The organism is Flavobacterium tiangeerense (assembly GCF_007830355.1).
Lineage (GTDB): Bacteria > Bacteroidota > Bacteroidia > Flavobacteriales > Flavobacteriaceae > Flavobacterium > Flavobacterium tiangeerense.
Window position 1 is genome coordinate 48,544 of sequence record NZ_VLKO01000009.1, and the last position, 16,631, is coordinate 65,174.

Below are 16,631 nucleotides of genomic sequence, written 5' to 3' on the forward strand. Positions count from 1 at the left end.
GCTTTATTTCCAATGTTCTGGTAAATCTTTTTCTTCGTCAATATCCAATAATTTATTCAAATTAGAAAACGAAAGGTTTAGATTTTTAAAATCTGTTATCGTATCCATATATACACTATCAGTGCTCCAAGTTTTATTCTTGAATACTGTTTCATGAAATTGGTTCATTCCCAATAAATAATAGCCGCCATCAAATGTGGGGCCTATAACGGTTTCATTTGTTTCTAATGCTAAAAATGCTTTTTCAATAATATCAGAAGTAAGTTCGTAGCAATCACTCCCAATAATACAAACCGATTCATATCCTAAACAAAAAATTTCTTGAAAAGCCTTTGCCATTCTAGTACCTAAATCATCACCATGTTGTACTTTTTTATAAAACGAACCCGCATTCCATTGGTCCTCTTTTGTAATCGAATCCGAATAGAATACAAATTTGTCAGCTCGAACAGGAGTAACAATTTCCTGGGTATGCTCTAATAATTTTTTGTAAATGTAAAGTGCTTTTTCGTTGCCAATAGTCTTGGCAAGTCGTGTTTTGACTTTTCCTAGTTCAGGATTTTTAGTAAAGAGAATGATAGCTTTTTTGTTTTGCATATAAAGGTAATAAGTAAAGCTGCAGCATTAAGAATACTGCAGCTTTAGAGTTTTTAGCAACATCCGCCTCCGTTGTAGTGAAAAGTTGATTCACTTATAAAAATATCGGTTCTGTTTAAATCGGCTAGTGCTTGTGCTGTTTTGTCACAAACTGCTAGAGGTTGATTTTTCATCAAGACATGTCCTTTTTTATCATCAAAATAGTCGTCTTTGCCATAAAAAATAGCTGCTTTTCCGGTAAATACACATGGACCATCACTAGGCATAGGGTCTTTTATAGCGCAAACTTCAATACTCTCAATGAAAATTAATTCATCGGTAGCATAATTTTCAGGGTCTAAAATTCGATACGGTCTTCGACCTCTAATTTCTATAGTTCCAAAACCTACATCTGTCAACATTTTAATATACTCCTTGATTGGGATGCTTCCGCTCAAACAAAGCGCTCTTAAATGGTCATCATTTCTAAGAGTTTCGTTCATTTCTTGTTCACAAGTTGGGTCACTCATTACCAATCTTCCGTGAGGTTTTAGAACCCGATACATTTCTTCAAGTGCTTTTCTTAAATCATCAGTTTTAAAAATATTGAACAAGCAATTTTGAGCTGCAATATCAATACTTTCGTTTTCGATCGGTAGGTTTAATGCATCTCCTTTTTTCAATTCGACAAATTCACTTTTAAACCAGTCGTTTTCTTGCTCTGCAATTTTAAAATTTTGTTTGGATGCTTCCAGCATTTCATCAACAACATCTACACCAATCACACCACCTTTTTGACGTGAAAAATAAGAGAATTGAAGCAATTCCATACCACCACCTACACCTACATATAATATTTTTGGATTGTTGATTAGGTCTTGAGCCGAAATGGTACTGCCACAACCATAATTCATTTCTTGCATTATTTTTGGAATTTCTAAGCCAGGAAATTTCCATATTGGTGTTGTTGTACAGCACAGTCCCACATCGGGAGTAAGTGCTGCATCTCGGTATAAATTTACTGTTGCGTCTAAATAATTTTCCATATTTGTTACTATTAGTTTTTTTCTTTTAAAATGGTATTCCATGTTATTGTGGCAAGAACAGTTGCTGTTATAGGTGCTACAACGTACAACCATTGTGAGTTCATATTACCAGAAACTAGCGCAGGTGCCAGAGATCTAATGGGATTCATAGAGGCGCCACATATAGGTCCAGCAAACATGGCTTCGAGTAATACAACGCCTCCAATGGCAATACCAGCAAAAGGAGCATGTTCTTTGTTTCCTAATGCTACTGTTAATATGACAAGCATTAAAATAAAGGTCAGAATGAATTCTAATACAAATGATTGACCGTCAGTACCGGATGGAATTGTTCCTCCCAATCCACTATTTTTTGGGAACAATAAATGGAGTGTTGTACTGGCTGCTAATCCGCCTAAAATTTGAGAAATTATATAAAAAGGCAATTTTTTTATTGGAAGTATTTTCAAGAAAGCGAATGCAATACTTACGGCTGGATTCATGTGTGCTCCAGAGATTTGTCCGAAACCATAAATTAACCCCATTACAATTAACCCAAAAGTGATGCAAATACCCACATGAGTAACGCTGCCATTTGTTTCTTGATTGATAATAATTGCACCAGTACCGCAAAACACCAGTATGTAGGTACATAAAAATTCTGAAATATTTTCTCTCATAGTTTCGTTTTAAGCAACAGCACCACCACAACTGCTACCAGAACCAGCGGTACAGCCATAACAATGATTGTTTACAATAATAGTCCTATTTAAAAGGGCATTAGAATCAAAATTACTAATGTGTTGCGCGTCTTTGCAAGTAACTTTTAACTCTAGCATTTGATTGAAATCGCAATCATAGATATAACCGTCCCAACCTATAGAGATGGTATTTCTACACATTACATTTTGAGCTGCCGAAGGATTAAAAGCATCAATGAGTTTGGTCATGTAATCTTCATAATTACCTGACGAAATCAAATAATCTAAGTATCGGCTCACAGGCAGATTCGTTATTGCAAACAGATTGTTAAATTCAATTCCAAAATCTTTTTGCAAAGCTGTTTTGTATTCTTTTTCTAAAGCATTTTGGTCAGGTGGTAAAAAAGCTCCTGCTGGATTGTACACTAAATTTAGTTTTAAACCAGAATCAGGTTTTCCGTAACCCACCTCATTGAGCATTTTTAAGGCTTTTATAGAGCTTTCAAAAACACCATCACCTCTTTGTTTGTCGGTTCTATTTTTAGAATAAAATGGTAATGATGAGATAACTTCTATTTGGTGTAGCTTAAAGAATTGTGGTAAGTCGTTGTATTTTTTATTCGCAGTTATGATAGTCAAGTTACAACGCACGTACATTTGAATTCCTAGTTTGCTAACTTCTTCTACAAACCATCTAAAATTAGGATTCATTTCGGGTGCACCACCGGTCATATCTACTATTTTAAAGTTAGGATTGACTTTCAAAACTTCCAGAATAACCTCCATCGTTTCTTTGGTCATGATTTCTTTTCTATCAGGACCAGCATCTACGTGACAATGGGTACAAACTTGGTTGCACATTTTACCCAAATTAATTTGAAAAATCTCCAAACTTGTAGGTTGTAGTGGGCTTAAGCCAATGGTTTGTAACTGCGTTTTAAAAGGCGTAAACACATCAGGGTTTTGTTCTAGAACGGCTATTTGATGTGCTGCTTTAGAAAGTATATTTTCATTGGCCTTGAGGGACTTTAATTTAACTTTTACAAACTCGCTCATAAACTAATTTTCTTGACTTTATTCATCATTTGAACTCCATGTACTAAACTAGCTCCACCACGAATAGCTGCTGCAACATGAACTGCCTCCATCATTTGTCCTTCACTATATCCTTTTTCATAGGCGTCAGAACTGTAAGCATCAATACAATACGGACATTGAACGGCATGCGCTACTGCAAGTGCAATTAGAGATTTCTCTCTAGCGGTTAATTCACCTTCTTTGAAAACTTCTCCATAATAGCCAAAGAATTTTTCGCCCATTTCTTTTTGAAATTCGACTATGTTACCAAATTTTTTTAAATCGTCTGAGTTGTAATAGTTTTTGTCCATTTGTGTTTTTTAGTTTTTAAAGTTTTCTAGAAATAAACTCCAATCGTATTCGTTGTACTCTAATTTAGGATTTACATTTTCGGGTATGATTTTTAAATCTTGGCAAATTTTTAAAATTCCTTTTTTATCTCCAAAATCTCCACGGAACCAGCTCATCAAAACAGGAACTCGCAAGATGTTTTTCTCTTTATCATAACTTGCGTCTCCGGTTAAATAACTTTTTGTGGCAACGTCAAGTTGCTGATTGATTTTTTTTGGATCATAAAAAAATATAGGAGGACAGCTCTTGGCGCCACAATTTAAACTAAAATGGATGCGATAATCTAGTTTGTCTACTCGGAATTTTTTCTCAAGTTTTGGCGGAAAAATTTTATTCAATTTCCCCACAGTGTACTTAATGCTTGATTTTCTTAAAAAACCATGTTCTATATCGTCAAGACTCAATTCGTTTCCAGCAAGTACAAATTGCTTTGATGTAAAAAAAGCGCTACGACTCTTGTATTTTTCGGGATCTTTTTTCAAAGCGTAATTTGTAAATCCATTGTAAAGATTTATGAAGAATGCTTTTTTAAGATCGTCATTTGTAAGTTGATTAAGTAGGTCCGTTTCGTTTGCATTTGCAATTAGCGCTACAAATTCTTCGGTATTGCCTTCTCCAAATTTTGCTGCTTCAATAAAGTCTTGTGATATTTTTACGTAATCTTTAGGCTGTGCCATAAGTATTTGAGTGAAACAAAGTAATAATAATAGGTTTTTCATAGCTTGGGTTTTTGTAAATTTATTATTATTTACGAAATTTACCAACAATAGTTTTTTAAAACATGACATATTTAGCACAAATTTCTCAATCAGCTGATTTTTTAATTTCTAAAGGAATTTTAAATCCAGAGGTAGGCGTAGTACTTGGAACAGGCTTAGGAAAATTTTTAGATTATTTGGTAGTAGAACAAGAAATTGATTATGCTGATATTCCGCATTTTCCAGTCTCTACTGTTGAGTTTCATAAAGGGAAGTTGCTCTTTGGATCTATTGGATCCAAAAAAGTAATTGCTATGCAAGGCCGCTTTCATTTATACGAAGGATACAGTTTACAGCAAGTAACTTTTCCTATTAGGGTTTTACAAAAATTAGGTATCCAGCATTTGTTGTTGAGCAATGCTGCAGGCGGAATCAATAAAGACTTCAAAAAAGGCGATTTGGTTTTGTTAGACGATCACATTAATCTACAAGGTGGCAGTCCGCTTTCTGGCTTGAATAGTTTTGAATACGGTGGTATTTTTCCAGATATGAGCGCGCCTTATGACGAGAAGCTAAATAATATCTTAGTAACCGAAGCTAGCAAAATGGAGTTGTTACTAAAAAAAGGAGTGTATGCTTCAGTTTATGGGCCACAATTAGAAACTAGGGCAGAGTATCGTTATCTTGGTAGAATTGGTGCTGATATGGTTGGAATGAGTACAACGCCCGAGGTTATTGTAGCCAATCAATTAAAATTGCCTTGTGCTGCCGTAAGTGTAATTACTGATGAATGTGATCCGGATAATTTAAAACCTGTTGATATTGCTGAAATTATTGCAATAGCAGGTACATCAGATGAAAAACTGAGTCAGTTATTCTTTGAAACCATTCACAGTATTGTCTAGTATTATTCGGCATATAATTCTCCGCGATGTGGTTTTAAGGCATCACGCACTTGAATCATGTGCTCATCAGTAACCACCATAAATGCTATAGCTTGCATTTCACCCTGAATTTCGAATCCTGTGATTTGCAAAGGTAATTTTTCAATTGCAATATATTCTTTGAGATGAATTTCATGGTGTTCTGCAGTTTTTGCAGCACTAGGACCACGAAAATCCCAGATTAATTTTATTTTACGAGACATGTATTCTTTTTTTGAACTTATTTTGATGTCAAAGTTACGAAGTCTATTTCTAAAATGAATTTATTTTTTTATTTTCCAAAACGTGGATAGTGGTTATTCCTTGTCCTTTTGACTGTAAAAAAATGTTACTTTTGTACCCTAATATTTTGGATTTTATTTCACGTAACATCCAATGTTGATTTTAAAAAAATGCCTCAAGAACTTTCACTCCAAGTCACCCCAGAAATAGCTGCAAATAATGATTTGCTCAAAAACCATTTGGCAAAGCAAATTAAAGTTGCAGCTGAAGATGTGCAACATGTTTCTATTTTAAAAAGATCTATTGATGCCCGACAAAAAACAATAAAATTCAATCTCAAAGTAGAGATTTTTATAAAAGGGGAAGTAATTGACGAAAGAAGATTCACCATGCCTGATTTTCCTAATGTAGCAAATGCACAGGAAGTATTGGTAGTAGGAGCTGGACCAGCAGGACTTTTTGCAGCTTTGCACCTGGTAGAATTAGGATTAAAGCCTATTGTAATAGAAAGAGGGAAAGAAGTTCGCGGACGAAGAAGAGATTTAAAAGCTATCAATGTAGATCATATAGTTCATGAAGATTCTAATTATTGTTTTGGCGAAGGTGGCGCGGGAACCTATTCTGATGGAAAATTGTATACTAGATCTAAAAAGAGAGGTGATGTCAATAGAATATTAGAACTGTTTGTTGCTTTCGGGGCTTCTCATGACATACTCGTAGATGCGCACCCACACATTGGCACCAATAAACTTCCTCAAATTATTCAGGATATTCGTGAAAAAATCATTGAATGTGGAGGTCAAGTTTTGTTTGAAACTAGAGTTACTGATGTTTTGGTAAAAAACAATGAAGTTCAAGGGATTGTTACGCATAAAGGAGATACTATTCTTGCTAATAAATTGATATTAGCTACGGGACATTCAGCGCGTGATATCTTTGAGCTATTGGATAAAAAACAAATTTTTATAGAAGCTAAGCCTTTTGCTTTAGGTGTTCGTGCAGAACATCCTCAAACCTTAATTGATAGTATACAGTATAGTTGTGATTATAGAGGAGAACATTTACCACCAGCGCCGTACTCCATTGTAAAGCAAGTTGCTGGCCGCGGTATGTATTCTTTTTGTATGTGTCCAGGAGGCGTAATTGCTCCTTGCGCAACGAGTCCGGGCGAAGTTGTAACAAATGGTTGGTCACCCTCTAAAAGGGATCAAGCAACAGCAAATTCAGGTATTGTAATTGAGTTGCAGTTAGCAGATTTCAAGCCTTTTGCTAAGTTTGGAGCGCTGGCTGGAATGGAATTTCAAAAAAGTATAGAGCAACGCTCTTGGCACCTTGCAGGAGAAAGTCAGAAAGTGCCAGCACAACGCATGATTGACTTTACACAAAAAAAAGTATCATCAGATATTCCTAAGACATCTTATGTACCTGGAACAACGTCTGTTGAGTTGGGTCAGGTATTTCCAAGTAATTTGACGCACATTTTGCGAGAAGGTTTCTCTGAGTTTGGAAAATCCATGCGAGGTTATTTAACAAGCGAGGCTATTCTTCACGCACCAGAATCCAGAACTTCATCGCCAGTGCGCATACCAAGAGATCCTATTACTTATGAACATGTACAAATAAAAGGTTTGTACCCTTGTGGCGAAGGAGCGGGATACGCAGGAGGAATTATTTCGGCTGCAATAGATGGTGAAAAATGCGCACAAATGATTGCTCAAGTATTGAAAAATAAAGTTTGATTATAGTTCTAGAAAAACGCGTCAAAATTATTTTAGAATGAAACTTACTTAGATTGTTGAATTATTTTTTGGTTTTCATATCCATATAATCCAAAGTAAGATGTGCCATAGTGGTCATTCCAAGCACAAAACTCCCTTCGTCAATGTAAAAGTCGGGTGTATGGTGTGAGGGCATATCACTCGGTTTTTTACCTTTTGGCATGCCTCCAATGAAATAATACAAACCCGGTATTTTTGCTTGGTAGAAAGAAAAATCTTCAGCTCCGGTTACCGCTTCGGTTAAAATAACATTCTCTTTTCCGGCAGCTTCTTGCAAGGTAGGCAGCATTTGCTCTGTAAGTGAGGGCTCGTTATAAGTGATTAAAGTTTTTTTGTAAATTGCAACTTCAGCCAAGCCACCTGCACTAGTTGCAATATTTGTAGCTATCGTTTTTATTTTACCATGAATGAAATCTTGCGTTTCTGCATCTAATGTTCTAATGGTACCGGTCATCGTTAGAGACTCCGGGATAATATTGCTTCGAACACCAGCATTAATTTGACCTACACTTACCACGGCAGCGTTTTGCGAGAGGTTTACATTTCTGCTCACAATAGTTTGTAAGCCTATTATAATTTGTGAGGCTGTAACTATAGGATCAACAGATTGCCATGGATATGCGCCATGAGATTGTTTGCCGTTTACTTTTATGGTAAACCAGTCAGAGGAAGCCATGGTTCCTTTTGGGCGGTATTTGATTTGGCCGACTTCGGTTTGAGCATTAATGTGTAGCCCAAAAATAACATCCACTTTTGGGTTGTTCAAAACGCCTTCTTTAACCATCAATTCAGCTCCTCCTTCTTCCCCTTCAGGAGGTCCTTCTTCAGCGGGTTGAAAAATAAATTTTACAGTTCCTTTTATTTCACTTTTAACTGAAGCCAAAATTTCGGCAGTACCCATCAACATGGCTACGTGAGTGTCATGACCACAAGCGTGCATTACGCCCACATTAGTTCCATTATATTCACCAGTAGCTTTTGAGGCAAAGGGTAAATTCACTCGTTCGCTTACAGGTAAGGCATCCATATCTGCTCGTAAAGCCACAACAGGTCCTGGTTTTCCTCCTTTTAAAATACCTACCACTCCGGTTTTGGCAATTCCAGTTTGAACTTCAATTCCTAAGCTTCGCAAATGGGTTGCTATTTTTTCGGCAGTTTTAAATTCGCGATTTCCTAATTCTGGATTTTGATGAAAATCTCTCCTCCAATCTACTACTTTCGACTCCATAGCAGCTGCTTTTGTGGCGATTTTGCTTTTCAATGCGCTATTTTGGGCTTGTGTTCCAATTGAAAACAGTAGTAAACAAGGTAGTAAGTAATAGGTGTTCATTTCGTGTAAATATTAGGTGTAAACCGCTTAAAGCAAATGAATTAAAGTGATCAAATTTAAAACGGATTTTTTCAAAAGTAATGAATATTTTTCAAATTGTTGACTTTTAACTTCTCGTTGCTCAAAATAAAAAAACCAGCTTGAAAATATGTTTTCAAGCTGGTTTTTTTGAGGTTGTAAAGAATCTATAGGGCTTTATTTTTTCCTTTATTTATTGTCAGGAATAAAGTCAAGAGCTATAGAGTTCATACAATATCTTTTACCTGTTGGCTCTGGACCATCATCAAAAAGGTGCCCTAAATGACCATCACATCGTCCGCAAAGGGCTTCGATGCGTTCCATTCCCAGTGAATTATCATTTTTGTAAACTACGCTGTTCTTATTATCTTGTTCAAAAAAACTTGGCCAGCCGCAATTACTAGAAAATTTAGCACCAGATCGGAACAATTTATTCCCACAAGCGGCACAATAATACGTTCCTTTCTCATCAGTATTCCAATATTTTCCTGTAAAAGGTCTTTCGGTGTCTGCATTTCGCGTAACGTCATAAACATCTTCGGGTAAAACTTTTTTCCATTCGGCATTACTAACATTGAGTTTTGCCGTATCGGTATTGGAATAATATGGATTTTCAGGTTTTGAAAGTACTGTTCCACTTGTAGTGGTTTTATTTAAAGGTTGTTTTTTGACTGTGTTTTGTGCACAAGCAGTAAACATAAAAAGAGGTATTGCGAACAGGACGCAAAAAAAAGTGACTGTATTTTTCATGATTTCTTTTTTACAAATATAAATTCATTTTAAGACTTAAGCGATCTTGTTTTTAACAAATTAACGCTTTTGAGAAGTTATTTAACTTTTGTTATTTACGTTAAAAAACAAAGTTTAGATTTTAAATTACAAAAGTTTTTCATGGAATAGGTATTTGATAGCATAGCATGGTGATTTAACTGTACAACAGCTCCAATGACTTGTTTAATAAGGTTTTGTTCCATTTGTAAAAATGAAATAAAGTATTTGATTTAGTATTGAAATTTTCTGTTAACTAAATTAAATAGAAATGTTTTCAAATGAGATTGAACAATTCGAAACAGAATGTTAAACACTTAATCCCATTATTTTTTTTCGTACTTTTGAAGTCATAATATACAAACATGCCAGAAGAAAATGTAATCTTAGTCAATGAACACGACGAACAAATTGGGCTTATGCCAAAACTAGAAGCGCATCAAAAAGCTGTTTTGCATCGCGCCTTTTCTGTTTTTGTTTTAAATAGCCAAAATGAAATCATGCTACAACAACGAGCACATCAAAAATACCATTCCCCATTATTGTGGACCAATACCTGTTGTAGTCATCAAAGAGAGGGAGAGACTAATATTCAAGCTGGAACAAGAAGATTGCATGAAGAAATGGGTTTTGTGACTGAGCTGAAAGAGTTGTTTCATTTTATATACAAAGCACCTTTTGATAATGGGTTAACAGAACACGAGCTGGATCATGTTATGATAGGGTATTACAATGAGACTCCGGTAATTAATAGGGATGAGGTAGAAAGCTGGAAATGGATGAAAATTGAAGACGTGAAAAAAGACATGGTCGTTAATCCTGAATTGTATACCGTATGGTTCAAAATTATTTTTGACGAGTTTTATCATTATCTTGAGGAACATAAAAGCCCGTTAACTTCGCACAACATAAAAAACAACTAATTTCTATATAATATGAAAGTTACCATTTCCAGAAAAGCTCATTTTAATGCAGCACATAGATTGTATAGAAAGGATTGGACTTTCGAACAGAATGATGCCGTGTTTGGGAAGTGCAATAACCCCAATTTCCACGGACATAATTACGATTTAATAGTAAGTGTAACAGGTGAAATTGATCCAGAAACAGGCTATGTTATGGACGTAAAATTCTTAAGTGACATAATTAAAGAGGAAGTTGAAAATCAATTTGATCACAAAAACTTAAATTTAGATGTGCCAGATTTTAAAGATTTGAATCCCACAGCTGAGAATATTGTAGTTGTAATTTGGAATAAAATCAAAAAGAAAATCAAACCCGAATTTGATTTGGAAGTAGTATTGTATGAAACACCGCGTAACTTTGTAACCTATAAAGGACAATGAAAGAATTAAAAGTAGGAGATGTAATTCCGCATTTTACAGCTATTGATACAGATGGCAACACCTTTGACAGCGCAAGTGTTGTAGGGCATAAGCCTTTAGTGATTTATTTTTATCCAAAAGATAATACACCTGGATGTACTGCCCAAGCTTGCAGTTTTAGAGATCAATATGAAGATTTTAAAGATTTAGGAGCCGAAGTTATAGGGATAAGTAGTGACAGTACAGCGTCTCACCAGAAATTTTCTAAGCAATTTAAACTACCTTTTATATTGCTATCAGATAGTGATAAATCAATACGTAAAAGTTTTGGAGTACCTACTGGCCTTTTTGGTTTAGTACCAGGAAGAGTGACGTATGTGACAGATAAACAAGGTGTTGTCCAGATGGTTTTTGATAGCGTATTGGCAACAAAACACATACCTAAGGCATTACAGGCGATAAAAAAACTAGTTCCTTAACTAAAGTTTTCTTATTTTTACATTTAAATAGGCTTTAGGAACAATTTCTAAAGTTTTTTTTGGCGTTATTTTTAATAAGAACTAAACCCTTTCGTTATGCAGTTTTATCCTTTACAATTTGAACCCATACTCAAAGAAAGAATTTGGGGTGGTGAAAAGTTAAAAAACGTTTTAGGAAAATCTATTACGTCTACTATAACTGGTGAAAGTTGGGAACTATCAGCAGTTGCTGGTGATGTAAGTGTGGTTGCGAATGGATTTTGGAAAGGAAAATCGTTGATGGCATTATTAGAAGAGTTTCCTGAGGAAATTCTTGGAACACGAGTTTATGAAAAATTCGGACTTCAATTTCCGCTCCTTTTTAAATATTTAGATGCTCGAGAGGATCTGTCCATTCAGGTTCATCCTAATGACGCTTTAGCGCAAGCTAGACATCAATCTTTTGGAAAAACAGAGATGTGGTATGTTATGCAGGCTGATGAAGACGCTAAAATTATTGTTGGTTTCAAAAATAATTCAAATGCAGGGGAATATGTCTCTAGCTTGAAAAATAAAACTTTGCTTTCTATTTTAGATCAAAAAAAGGTTTTTGTAGGTGATGTTTTCTTTTTAGAAACAGGGACTGTACATGCTATAGGAGCTGGAATGGTGGTTGCAGAGATACAGCAAACATCTGATATTACCTATCGCATCTATGATTTTGATAGGGTCGATGCTACTGGAAACACAAGAGAGCTTCATGTTGATTTAGCTTTGGATGCTATTAATTACAATAGGGTAGATACTCAAAGACACTATTTAAAAGAGGTTAACCTTTCTAATGAAATGGTTCGATGTCCTTATTTTACAACTAATTTTTTGCCGTTAGATGGTGAGGTTTCAATTAGTAAAACAAATGAATCCTTTACAGTATACATGTGTGTTGATGGCAATTTTAGTTTAGAACTAAATGAAAAAGTATACCAATATAAAAAAGGGGACACACTATTGATTCCTGCATACATAAGCGCTTTTGTAATCAGTGGAAAAGCTTCTATTTTAGAAATTTACATTTAATAGTCAGGAATAGAAAGATTATATGTACTTTTGCAAACGCAAATTAAAAATCAAATTTTAAAAAAATAAAAATGGCAAACGTTAAAAATTTAAAGAAAGACATCAATTACGTTTTAGGTGATATTATTGAAGCAGTTTATTTATATGAAATTTCTACAACAGGAAAACCTACTACAGAAACAAATAATTTAATTGATGAGGCTATTGCAGCTTTTGATGTTTTGATTACTAAAGTAAATGCTAAAAATGTTGAAAACAAAAAAGCACATTTCAAGCAAATCAATGTAGAATTAGAACAAACTGCAAATCAATTGATTACTAAAATCAACGAATTGTAGTCAAATTAATTGACAAAAAAGTGCAAAATTATTTTGGATAAGTCAAATTCATCTCTATATTTGCACTCGAAATGAGACGCCAGCGTAGCTCAGTTGGCTAGAGCAGCTGATTTGTAATCAGCAGGTCGTGGGTTCGAGTCCCTCCGCCGGCTCATTGTAAAACCACCTTTTTAGGTGGTTTTTTTTTTTGGAATATAAATAAATGTCTAGGTTGCAGTAGGATGAAAGATATTTGAAATATATTTAAATAAAATATTTGTTTAATTAAAAAACAGCATTATATTTGCACCCGTAATGAGTCGCCAGCGTAGCTCAGTTGGCTAGAGCAGCTGATTTGTAATCAGCAGGTCGTGGGTTCGAGTCCCTCCGCCGGCTCTTCTATAAACCACCTAATTTTTATTAGGTGGTTTTTTTATGGCAATAATTACTTACATAATATTCTTTTAAATTGATTGTTATTGTTATATTTGAAAACTAACACTAACACCGATTAATTATGGAAGAACAAACTACCGTTGAAAATTTCGATTTACAAATTACTACAACCGCCAAAGATTTATTAGCTGAAACTGCAAAATGGGCTTATTATTTGTCTATTCTAGGATTTATAGGCGTAGGGTTTATTGTCTTGATTGCTTTAATTCTAGGAATAACGTTTGCAATTGTAGGTAGTACTAGTAATTCAATGGGGTTTTTAGAATCATCAATGGGTTTAGGGGTTGCATTCGTTTATATTTTGATAGGAGCACTTTATTTTTTTCCGATTTATTACCTGAATAAATTTGCTTCAAATGCTAAAGTGGCCATAAAAAATAGTGACACGGCTGCTTTAACCCTTTCATTTAGATATTTGAAATCACACTATAAATATATTGGAATTATGACCTTGGTAATTTTTTCATTATACGTACTGCTTCTTGTAGGAATGATGTTTATGGGGCTCTTCTCATCCTTTTAAGCAAACATTTTGCAATATTGTAGCTTGCATTATATGTTATGAACCAACTACAATTAAAGGCAGAACATTGTCTTTAAATAAAGACATCACTTTTTTAGGAAACTTTAGTATTAAGTATTTACAAGTGAGGTTTTTTAAAACACATTTCAAGAAAAGCATAAAAAAACTGCCCAAAAAATATCTTCTTGGGCAGTTTAAAATGTTTCAAAACGGATTGTGTTTATTCTTGTTTTTTCAATGAGCTTACATATTTTGTTAGCTTTTTTCCATAAAGAGATTGAGCAACTTTAGGTGACATTGATTTTTGGATGGTATCTAAGTATTTTAAGTTGATATCGTATATTTCAGATAAGGCAATGTAAGGAGCAACTTCATAATCTCTATTATTTAAAGCAAAATTTGTAGCAAATAAATACCTTCTTTTCAGATTAGAATCTTGCTTAGCACTTAAACTGTCAATTTTGTTGTTGTTTTTGGTTTTAATTGCGCTAAATTTCTTTTGGATTAACTCCAAGTTTTCTTCATTAAAACGAGTTTTTATTAATTTGTATTCTTCAAATACCTCATTGTTTTTTGACCCTGTAACTTTGGCATCCATTAAATAATTGTCTAAACTAGTGTCAATAGTCATGTTACCTGGTTCTGCAAAAAAGGAAAGGTTGTTATCTAATGAATTACTTACACCTCTATCAAGGAATAAATACAGCATTTCTGGTGATTCTAGATTAATATGACTTTCAAAGGCTGCATTTCCATCGATATTTATAGTATCTAATGGAACTAGTGTTGTATCTACTATTCTTTGCAAGTATAGAGTCCCTTTTTTTAAACCTTTGATGTTTCCTGTAATGTGTAGGTTGCCTTTTGCGTCTTCTTTATTACAAGAAGATAATAATGCTAGAGTAACAAGAGCAAATATTGTTTTTTTCATATTGATATTGTAATTAAATAGTGCTGTTTATAAGTGTTGTACAGCGGTTTTGGTTTTATTGTTATTGGGGCGCAAAATAAAGAAAATTGTTGAAATGCTGTTGTGTTTTTTTTATTTTACAAAAAAAATCCTAATTTTTTCAAATTAGGATTTTATATATTGATTTAAAATTATTAGCCTTTTAACCACGCTTGTTTTAGGGCGTTTTTAGAAACATCAGTAGCTTTGAGATCTTCTTTGTCTTCATAAGGTAATTTTACTTTTCCTTTGATAACTTGCTCTACACCGTTGCGTTTAATTTTTACAGCAACAGCATCGTCCTCTTTCCATTTTTGGCTGTCGGCTATCATTTCGTAAATATTAGCAAGTGAGTATGCTTTATCATTGATGGCAAGAATGGTGTCACCTCCTACAAGTCCTAAAGTGTTGTAAAATACATTAAGTTCTATGTTTGGGATGATACTAATTTCCTTTGTTGATTGGTCTACTGTAATGTAAGGAACTTGACCTTTAAGGAATACATTTGCTGGAACTTTTTCAGAACTTTTTACTACACCAACTTTAGCTAGAAAAGCTTCATAAGGGATAGGAGTAGGACCTGCTACATAAGTCTTTAAGAAATCACCTACTTCAGGATACGTAAATGAAGTTATTTTGTCAAAAAGTTCTTTGTCATTAAATGGTTTTGCAACGCCATATTCCACAGATAATTTCTGCATTAAATCTAGAATACCTCTTTCACCATTACTTTTTTCTCTGATGATGATATCCAAACACATTCCTATAAGTGCTCCTTTTTCATATACGTTTAAGTATTGTGCTTTGTAAGGCTCTGTCAAAACATTGGCACTCATGGTTGTGAAAGGCATGGTGTCGTTTAGTTTTTTTGAGTTTTCAATTTTTTCAGCCATTCGCGTGTAAAATTCTTCTTCAGTAATCAAACCTTGATTGATTTGGAAAAGGTTTGCAAAATATTCTGTAATGCCTTCATACATCCATAAATGTTCGGACATTTTTGGGCTATTAAAATCAAAATAGTGAATTTCTTTAGAGTGAATTGTTAACGGAGTTACAATGTGAAAAAATTCATGTGAAACTACATCTTTCATTGCATTTACGAGCTCAGCTTTAGGCATTGCTTCTGGCAGTACTACCGTGGTTGCTGTAGGATGTTCTAATGCGCCAAAACCTTTTGCATCTGTAGGGGTCATGCTTGATAAGTACAGCAATACAGTGTATTTTTTTGTAGCATTTATTTTCCCTAAAAATGTTTTTTGAGCAATCATCATGGTTTTCATATCCGGAGTAATACTTTCTGCGGTCACTTTTCCATTTGGTGAAAAAACACTAATCAATATTTCCATCCCATCAACAGTAAATGTAGTATAATCCGGTTTCGCATACATGATTGGGTTTTCTACAAGTTCTGAGTATCTAGGGGTGCTAAATACGTCTGTTGAGGTACTTACGTCAAGATCTTTCATGGATGTAGCGCCCCACAATGTTTCAGGATGTGAGACCGTAACGGTGTATGGTATGTCTTTTTTATTTTCAAAATAACCTACAAAACCGTGCATGTTCAGCATGAAGTTTTTACCGGCATCAATATTTGTTCCTGCTGGAGAGAAAACATCATTTTTACCAAAACCACCACCTTTTTCAGTATCAAAAGTATCATTAACAAGGTATGTTATTTTACTTAATGTAGTTGCGTTTTGAATGTTCCAAGTGTTGTCATCTGTTTTAGTAACGGTAAGTTGTCCGCCTTTGCTATCAAATGCTTTGAAATCTTCCATGTATTTTCCATAATCATCTATGGAGTAGGTACCTGGGATTATTTTTGGGACACTGTATGTGATTTCGTTTGTTTTTATTTTTGGAGCAACAACAGTTACTAACACCTTGTCCTCTTTTACATTGTTAATGTCAATTGTTACATTAACTTCTTCTTTTACAGAAGACGTTGCTGTTGTGCTTGTTGTTTTACAACTCCACAGCATTGATACAACTGCTAAGGAATATAGTATTTTTTTCATGGAATAGATTTTATTTTAAA

Annotated in this window: 19 protein-coding genes and 2 tRNA genes; 10 read left to right on the forward strand and 11 right to left on the reverse strand. The window is 34.3% G+C overall.

The annotated features are described in order from the left end of the window. Positions 1 to 3: 3 nt before the first annotated feature. Genes IQ05_RS11455 through IQ05_RS11480 form a run of 6 tightly spaced genes read right to left on the reverse strand, consistent with a single transcriptional unit; the run spans position 4 to position 4,449 of the window. The gene (locus tag IQ05_RS11455) at positions 4 to 597 is read right to left on the reverse strand and encodes a TIGR04282 family arsenosugar biosynthesis glycosyltransferase (RefSeq protein WP_144893082.1); all 594 of its coding nucleotides are present in this window, start codon (positions 595 to 597) and stop codon (positions 4 to 6) included. Between the two features lie 53 nt (positions 598 to 650). After that, positions 651 to 1,622, reverse strand: coding sequence for an arsenosugar biosynthesis arsenite methyltransferase ArsM (gene arsM / locus IQ05_RS11460; RefSeq protein WP_144893084.1), 972 nt, complete (start codon positions 1,620 to 1,622; stop codon positions 651 to 653). An 11-nt stretch (positions 1,623 to 1,633) separates the two neighbouring features. Next, entirely contained in the window at positions 1,634 to 2,281 is a 648-nt protein-coding gene (locus IQ05_RS11465; protein ID WP_144893086.1) for an aquaporin, read from the reverse strand. Positions 2,282 to 2,290: 9 nt separating this feature from the next. After that, positions 2,291 to 3,358 (reverse strand): arsenosugar biosynthesis radical SAM (seleno)protein ArsS, encoded by a 1,068-nt coding sequence (arsS, locus tag IQ05_RS11470; RefSeq protein WP_144893088.1) that lies wholly within the window; start codon positions 3,356 to 3,358, stop codon positions 2,291 to 2,293. After that, positions 3,355 to 3,690 (reverse strand): arsenosugar biosynthesis-associated peroxidase-like protein, encoded by a 336-nt coding sequence (locus IQ05_RS11475; protein WP_086452673.1) that lies wholly within the window; start codon positions 3,688 to 3,690, stop codon positions 3,355 to 3,357. Before IQ05_RS11475 ends, arsS begins: the two co-directional genes overlap by 4 nt. A gap of 9 nt (positions 3,691 to 3,699) precedes the next feature. Next, a complete protein-coding gene (locus IQ05_RS11480; protein WP_158634590.1) occupies positions 3,700 to 4,449 on the reverse strand; it encodes a DUF547 domain-containing protein in 750 nt (249 codons plus the stop codon). Positions 4,450 to 4,511: 62 nt separating this feature from the next. Between IQ05_RS11480 and IQ05_RS11485 the strand changes: the two genes are divergently transcribed. After that, positions 4,512 to 5,333, forward strand: a complete 822-nt coding sequence (locus IQ05_RS11485) for a purine-nucleoside phosphorylase (RefSeq protein ID WP_144893092.1) — start codon at positions 4,512 to 4,514, stop codon at positions 5,331 to 5,333. Positions 5,334 to 5,335: 2 nt separating this feature from the next. Here IQ05_RS11485 and IQ05_RS11490 read toward each other — a convergent pair whose 3' ends face one another. After that, positions 5,336 to 5,575, reverse strand: coding sequence for a hypothetical protein (locus tag IQ05_RS11490; RefSeq protein ID WP_144893094.1), 240 nt, complete (start codon positions 5,573 to 5,575; stop codon positions 5,336 to 5,338). 189 nt (positions 5,576 to 5,764) lie between these two features. Between IQ05_RS11490 and IQ05_RS11495 the strand changes: the two genes are divergently transcribed. Then, complete coding sequence (locus IQ05_RS11495; RefSeq protein WP_144893096.1) at positions 5,765 to 7,333, forward strand: NAD(P)/FAD-dependent oxidoreductase; 1,569 nt, start codon at positions 5,765 to 5,767, stop codon at positions 7,331 to 7,333. A gap of 61 nt (positions 7,334 to 7,394) precedes the next feature. On the opposite strand, the gene IQ05_RS11500 is transcribed toward IQ05_RS11495, so the two are convergent. Both IQ05_RS11500 and msrB read right to left on the reverse strand, forming a co-directional pair. Then, positions 7,395 to 8,702 carry an amidohydrolase gene (locus tag IQ05_RS11500; RefSeq protein WP_144893098.1) on the reverse strand — a complete coding sequence of 436 codons (1,308 nt, stop codon included), beginning with the start codon at positions 8,700 to 8,702 and terminating at the stop codon, positions 7,395 to 7,397. Positions 8,703 to 8,909: 207 nt separating this feature from the next. Beyond that, a complete protein-coding gene (gene msrB, locus IQ05_RS11505) occupies positions 8,910 to 9,470 on the reverse strand; it encodes a peptide-methionine (R)-S-oxide reductase MsrB (protein WP_144893099.1) in 561 nt (186 codons plus the stop codon). A gap of 383 nt (positions 9,471 to 9,853) precedes the next feature. Here msrB and idi point away from each other — a divergent pair, with 383 nt between their 5' ends. The 8 genes from idi to IQ05_RS11545 all read left to right on the forward strand — a co-directional run bounded on the left by idi (position 9,854) and on the right by IQ05_RS11545 (position 13,644). After that, the gene (gene idi / locus IQ05_RS11510) at positions 9,854 to 10,411 is read left to right on the forward strand and encodes an isopentenyl-diphosphate Delta-isomerase (RefSeq protein WP_144893101.1); all 558 of its coding nucleotides are present in this window, start codon (positions 9,854 to 9,856) and stop codon (positions 10,409 to 10,411) included. 12 nt (positions 10,412 to 10,423) lie between these two features. Beyond that, entirely contained in the window at positions 10,424 to 10,834 is a 411-nt protein-coding gene (locus tag IQ05_RS11515; protein WP_144893103.1) for a 6-pyruvoyl trahydropterin synthase family protein, read from the forward strand. After that, complete coding sequence (locus tag IQ05_RS11520; RefSeq protein ID WP_144893105.1) at positions 10,831 to 11,292, forward strand: peroxiredoxin; 462 nt, start codon at positions 10,831 to 10,833, stop codon at positions 11,290 to 11,292. The genes IQ05_RS11515 and IQ05_RS11520 overlap by 4 nt, the downstream gene beginning before the upstream one ends. A gap of 96 nt (positions 11,293 to 11,388) precedes the next feature. Beyond that, positions 11,389 to 12,348 (forward strand): type I phosphomannose isomerase catalytic subunit, encoded by a 960-nt coding sequence (locus IQ05_RS11525; protein WP_144893107.1) that lies wholly within the window; start codon positions 11,389 to 11,391, stop codon positions 12,346 to 12,348. Between the two features lie 71 nt (positions 12,349 to 12,419). Then, positions 12,420 to 12,686: a hypothetical protein gene (locus tag IQ05_RS11530; RefSeq protein ID WP_144893109.1), complete on the forward strand. Its 267-nt coding sequence runs from the start codon at positions 12,420 to 12,422 to the stop codon at positions 12,684 to 12,686. Between the two features lie 78 nt (positions 12,687 to 12,764). Next, a tRNA-Thr gene (locus IQ05_RS11535) sits at positions 12,765 to 12,838 on the forward strand. A gap of 149 nt (positions 12,839 to 12,987) precedes the next feature. Continuing rightward, positions 12,988 to 13,061, forward strand: a tRNA-Thr gene (locus tag IQ05_RS11540). A 121-nt stretch (positions 13,062 to 13,182) separates the two neighbouring features. Beyond that, positions 13,183 to 13,644: a hypothetical protein gene (locus tag IQ05_RS11545; RefSeq protein ID WP_144893111.1), complete on the forward strand. Its 462-nt coding sequence runs from the start codon at positions 13,183 to 13,185 to the stop codon at positions 13,642 to 13,644. A 220-nt stretch (positions 13,645 to 13,864) separates the two neighbouring features. Here the strand turns inward: IQ05_RS11545 and IQ05_RS11550 are convergent, their stop codons facing one another. Both IQ05_RS11550 and IQ05_RS11555 read right to left on the reverse strand, forming a co-directional pair. After that, a complete protein-coding gene (locus IQ05_RS11550) occupies positions 13,865 to 14,575 on the reverse strand; it encodes a DUF4369 domain-containing protein (RefSeq protein WP_144893113.1) in 711 nt (236 codons plus the stop codon). Between the two features lie 173 nt (positions 14,576 to 14,748). Continuing rightward, positions 14,749 to 16,611 carry a M61 family metallopeptidase gene (locus IQ05_RS11555; RefSeq protein ID WP_144893115.1) on the reverse strand — a complete coding sequence of 621 codons (1,863 nt, stop codon included), beginning with the start codon at positions 16,609 to 16,611 and terminating at the stop codon, positions 14,749 to 14,751. Positions 16,612 to 16,631 lie beyond the last annotated feature (20 nt).

Coding starts and splice junctions, on each gene's coding strand:
- arsM (WP_144893084.1), bottom strand. CDS start 1,622: ATGGAAAATTATTTAGACGCAACAGTAAATTTATACCGAGATGCAGCA.
- msrB (WP_144893099.1), bottom strand. CDS start 9,470: ATGAAAAATACAGTCACTTTTTTTTGCGTCCTGTTCGCAATACCTCTT.
- IQ05_RS11490 (WP_144893094.1), bottom strand. CDS start 5,575: ATGTCTCGTAAAATAAAATTAATCTGGGATTTTCGTGGTCCTAGTGCT.
- IQ05_RS11480 (WP_158634590.1), bottom strand. CDS start 4,449: ATGAAAAACCTATTATTATTACTTTGTTTCACTCAAATACTTATGGCA.
- arsS (WP_144893088.1), bottom strand. CDS start 3,358: ATGAGCGAGTTTGTAAAAGTTAAATTAAAGTCCCTCAAGGCCAATGAA.
- IQ05_RS11545 (WP_144893111.1), top strand. CDS start 13,183: ATGGAAGAACAAACTACCGTTGAAAATTTCGATTTACAAATTACTACA.
- IQ05_RS11455 (WP_144893082.1), bottom strand. CDS start 597: ATGCAAAACAAAAAAGCTATCATTCTCTTTACTAAAAATCCTGAACTA.
- IQ05_RS11515 (WP_144893103.1), top strand. CDS start 10,424: ATGAAAGTTACCATTTCCAGAAAAGCTCATTTTAATGCAGCACATAGA.
- IQ05_RS11465 (WP_144893086.1), bottom strand. CDS start 2,281: ATGAGAGAAAATATTTCAGAATTTTTATGTACCTACATACTGGTGTTT.
- idi (WP_144893101.1), top strand. CDS start 9,854: ATGCCAGAAGAAAATGTAATCTTAGTCAATGAACACGACGAACAAATT.
- IQ05_RS11555 (WP_144893115.1), bottom strand. CDS start 16,611: ATGAAAAAAATACTATATTCCTTAGCAGTTGTATCAATGCTGTGGAGT.
- IQ05_RS11520 (WP_144893105.1), top strand. CDS start 10,831: ATGAAAGAATTAAAAGTAGGAGATGTAATTCCGCATTTTACAGCTATT.
- IQ05_RS11530 (WP_144893109.1), top strand. CDS start 12,420: ATGGCAAACGTTAAAAATTTAAAGAAAGACATCAATTACGTTTTAGGT.
- IQ05_RS11475 (WP_086452673.1), bottom strand. CDS start 3,690: ATGGACAAAAACTATTACAACTCAGACGATTTAAAAAAATTTGGTAAC.
- IQ05_RS11485 (WP_144893092.1), top strand. CDS start 4,512: ATGACATATTTAGCACAAATTTCTCAATCAGCTGATTTTTTAATTTCT.
- IQ05_RS11500 (WP_144893098.1), bottom strand. CDS start 8,702: ATGAACACCTATTACTTACTACCTTGTTTACTACTGTTTTCAATTGGA.
- IQ05_RS11550 (WP_144893113.1), bottom strand. CDS start 14,575: ATGAAAAAAACAATATTTGCTCTTGTTACTCTAGCATTATTATCTTCT.
- IQ05_RS11495 (WP_144893096.1), top strand. CDS start 5,765: ATGCCTCAAGAACTTTCACTCCAAGTCACCCCAGAAATAGCTGCAAAT.
- IQ05_RS11525 (WP_144893107.1), top strand. CDS start 11,389: ATGCAGTTTTATCCTTTACAATTTGAACCCATACTCAAAGAAAGAATT.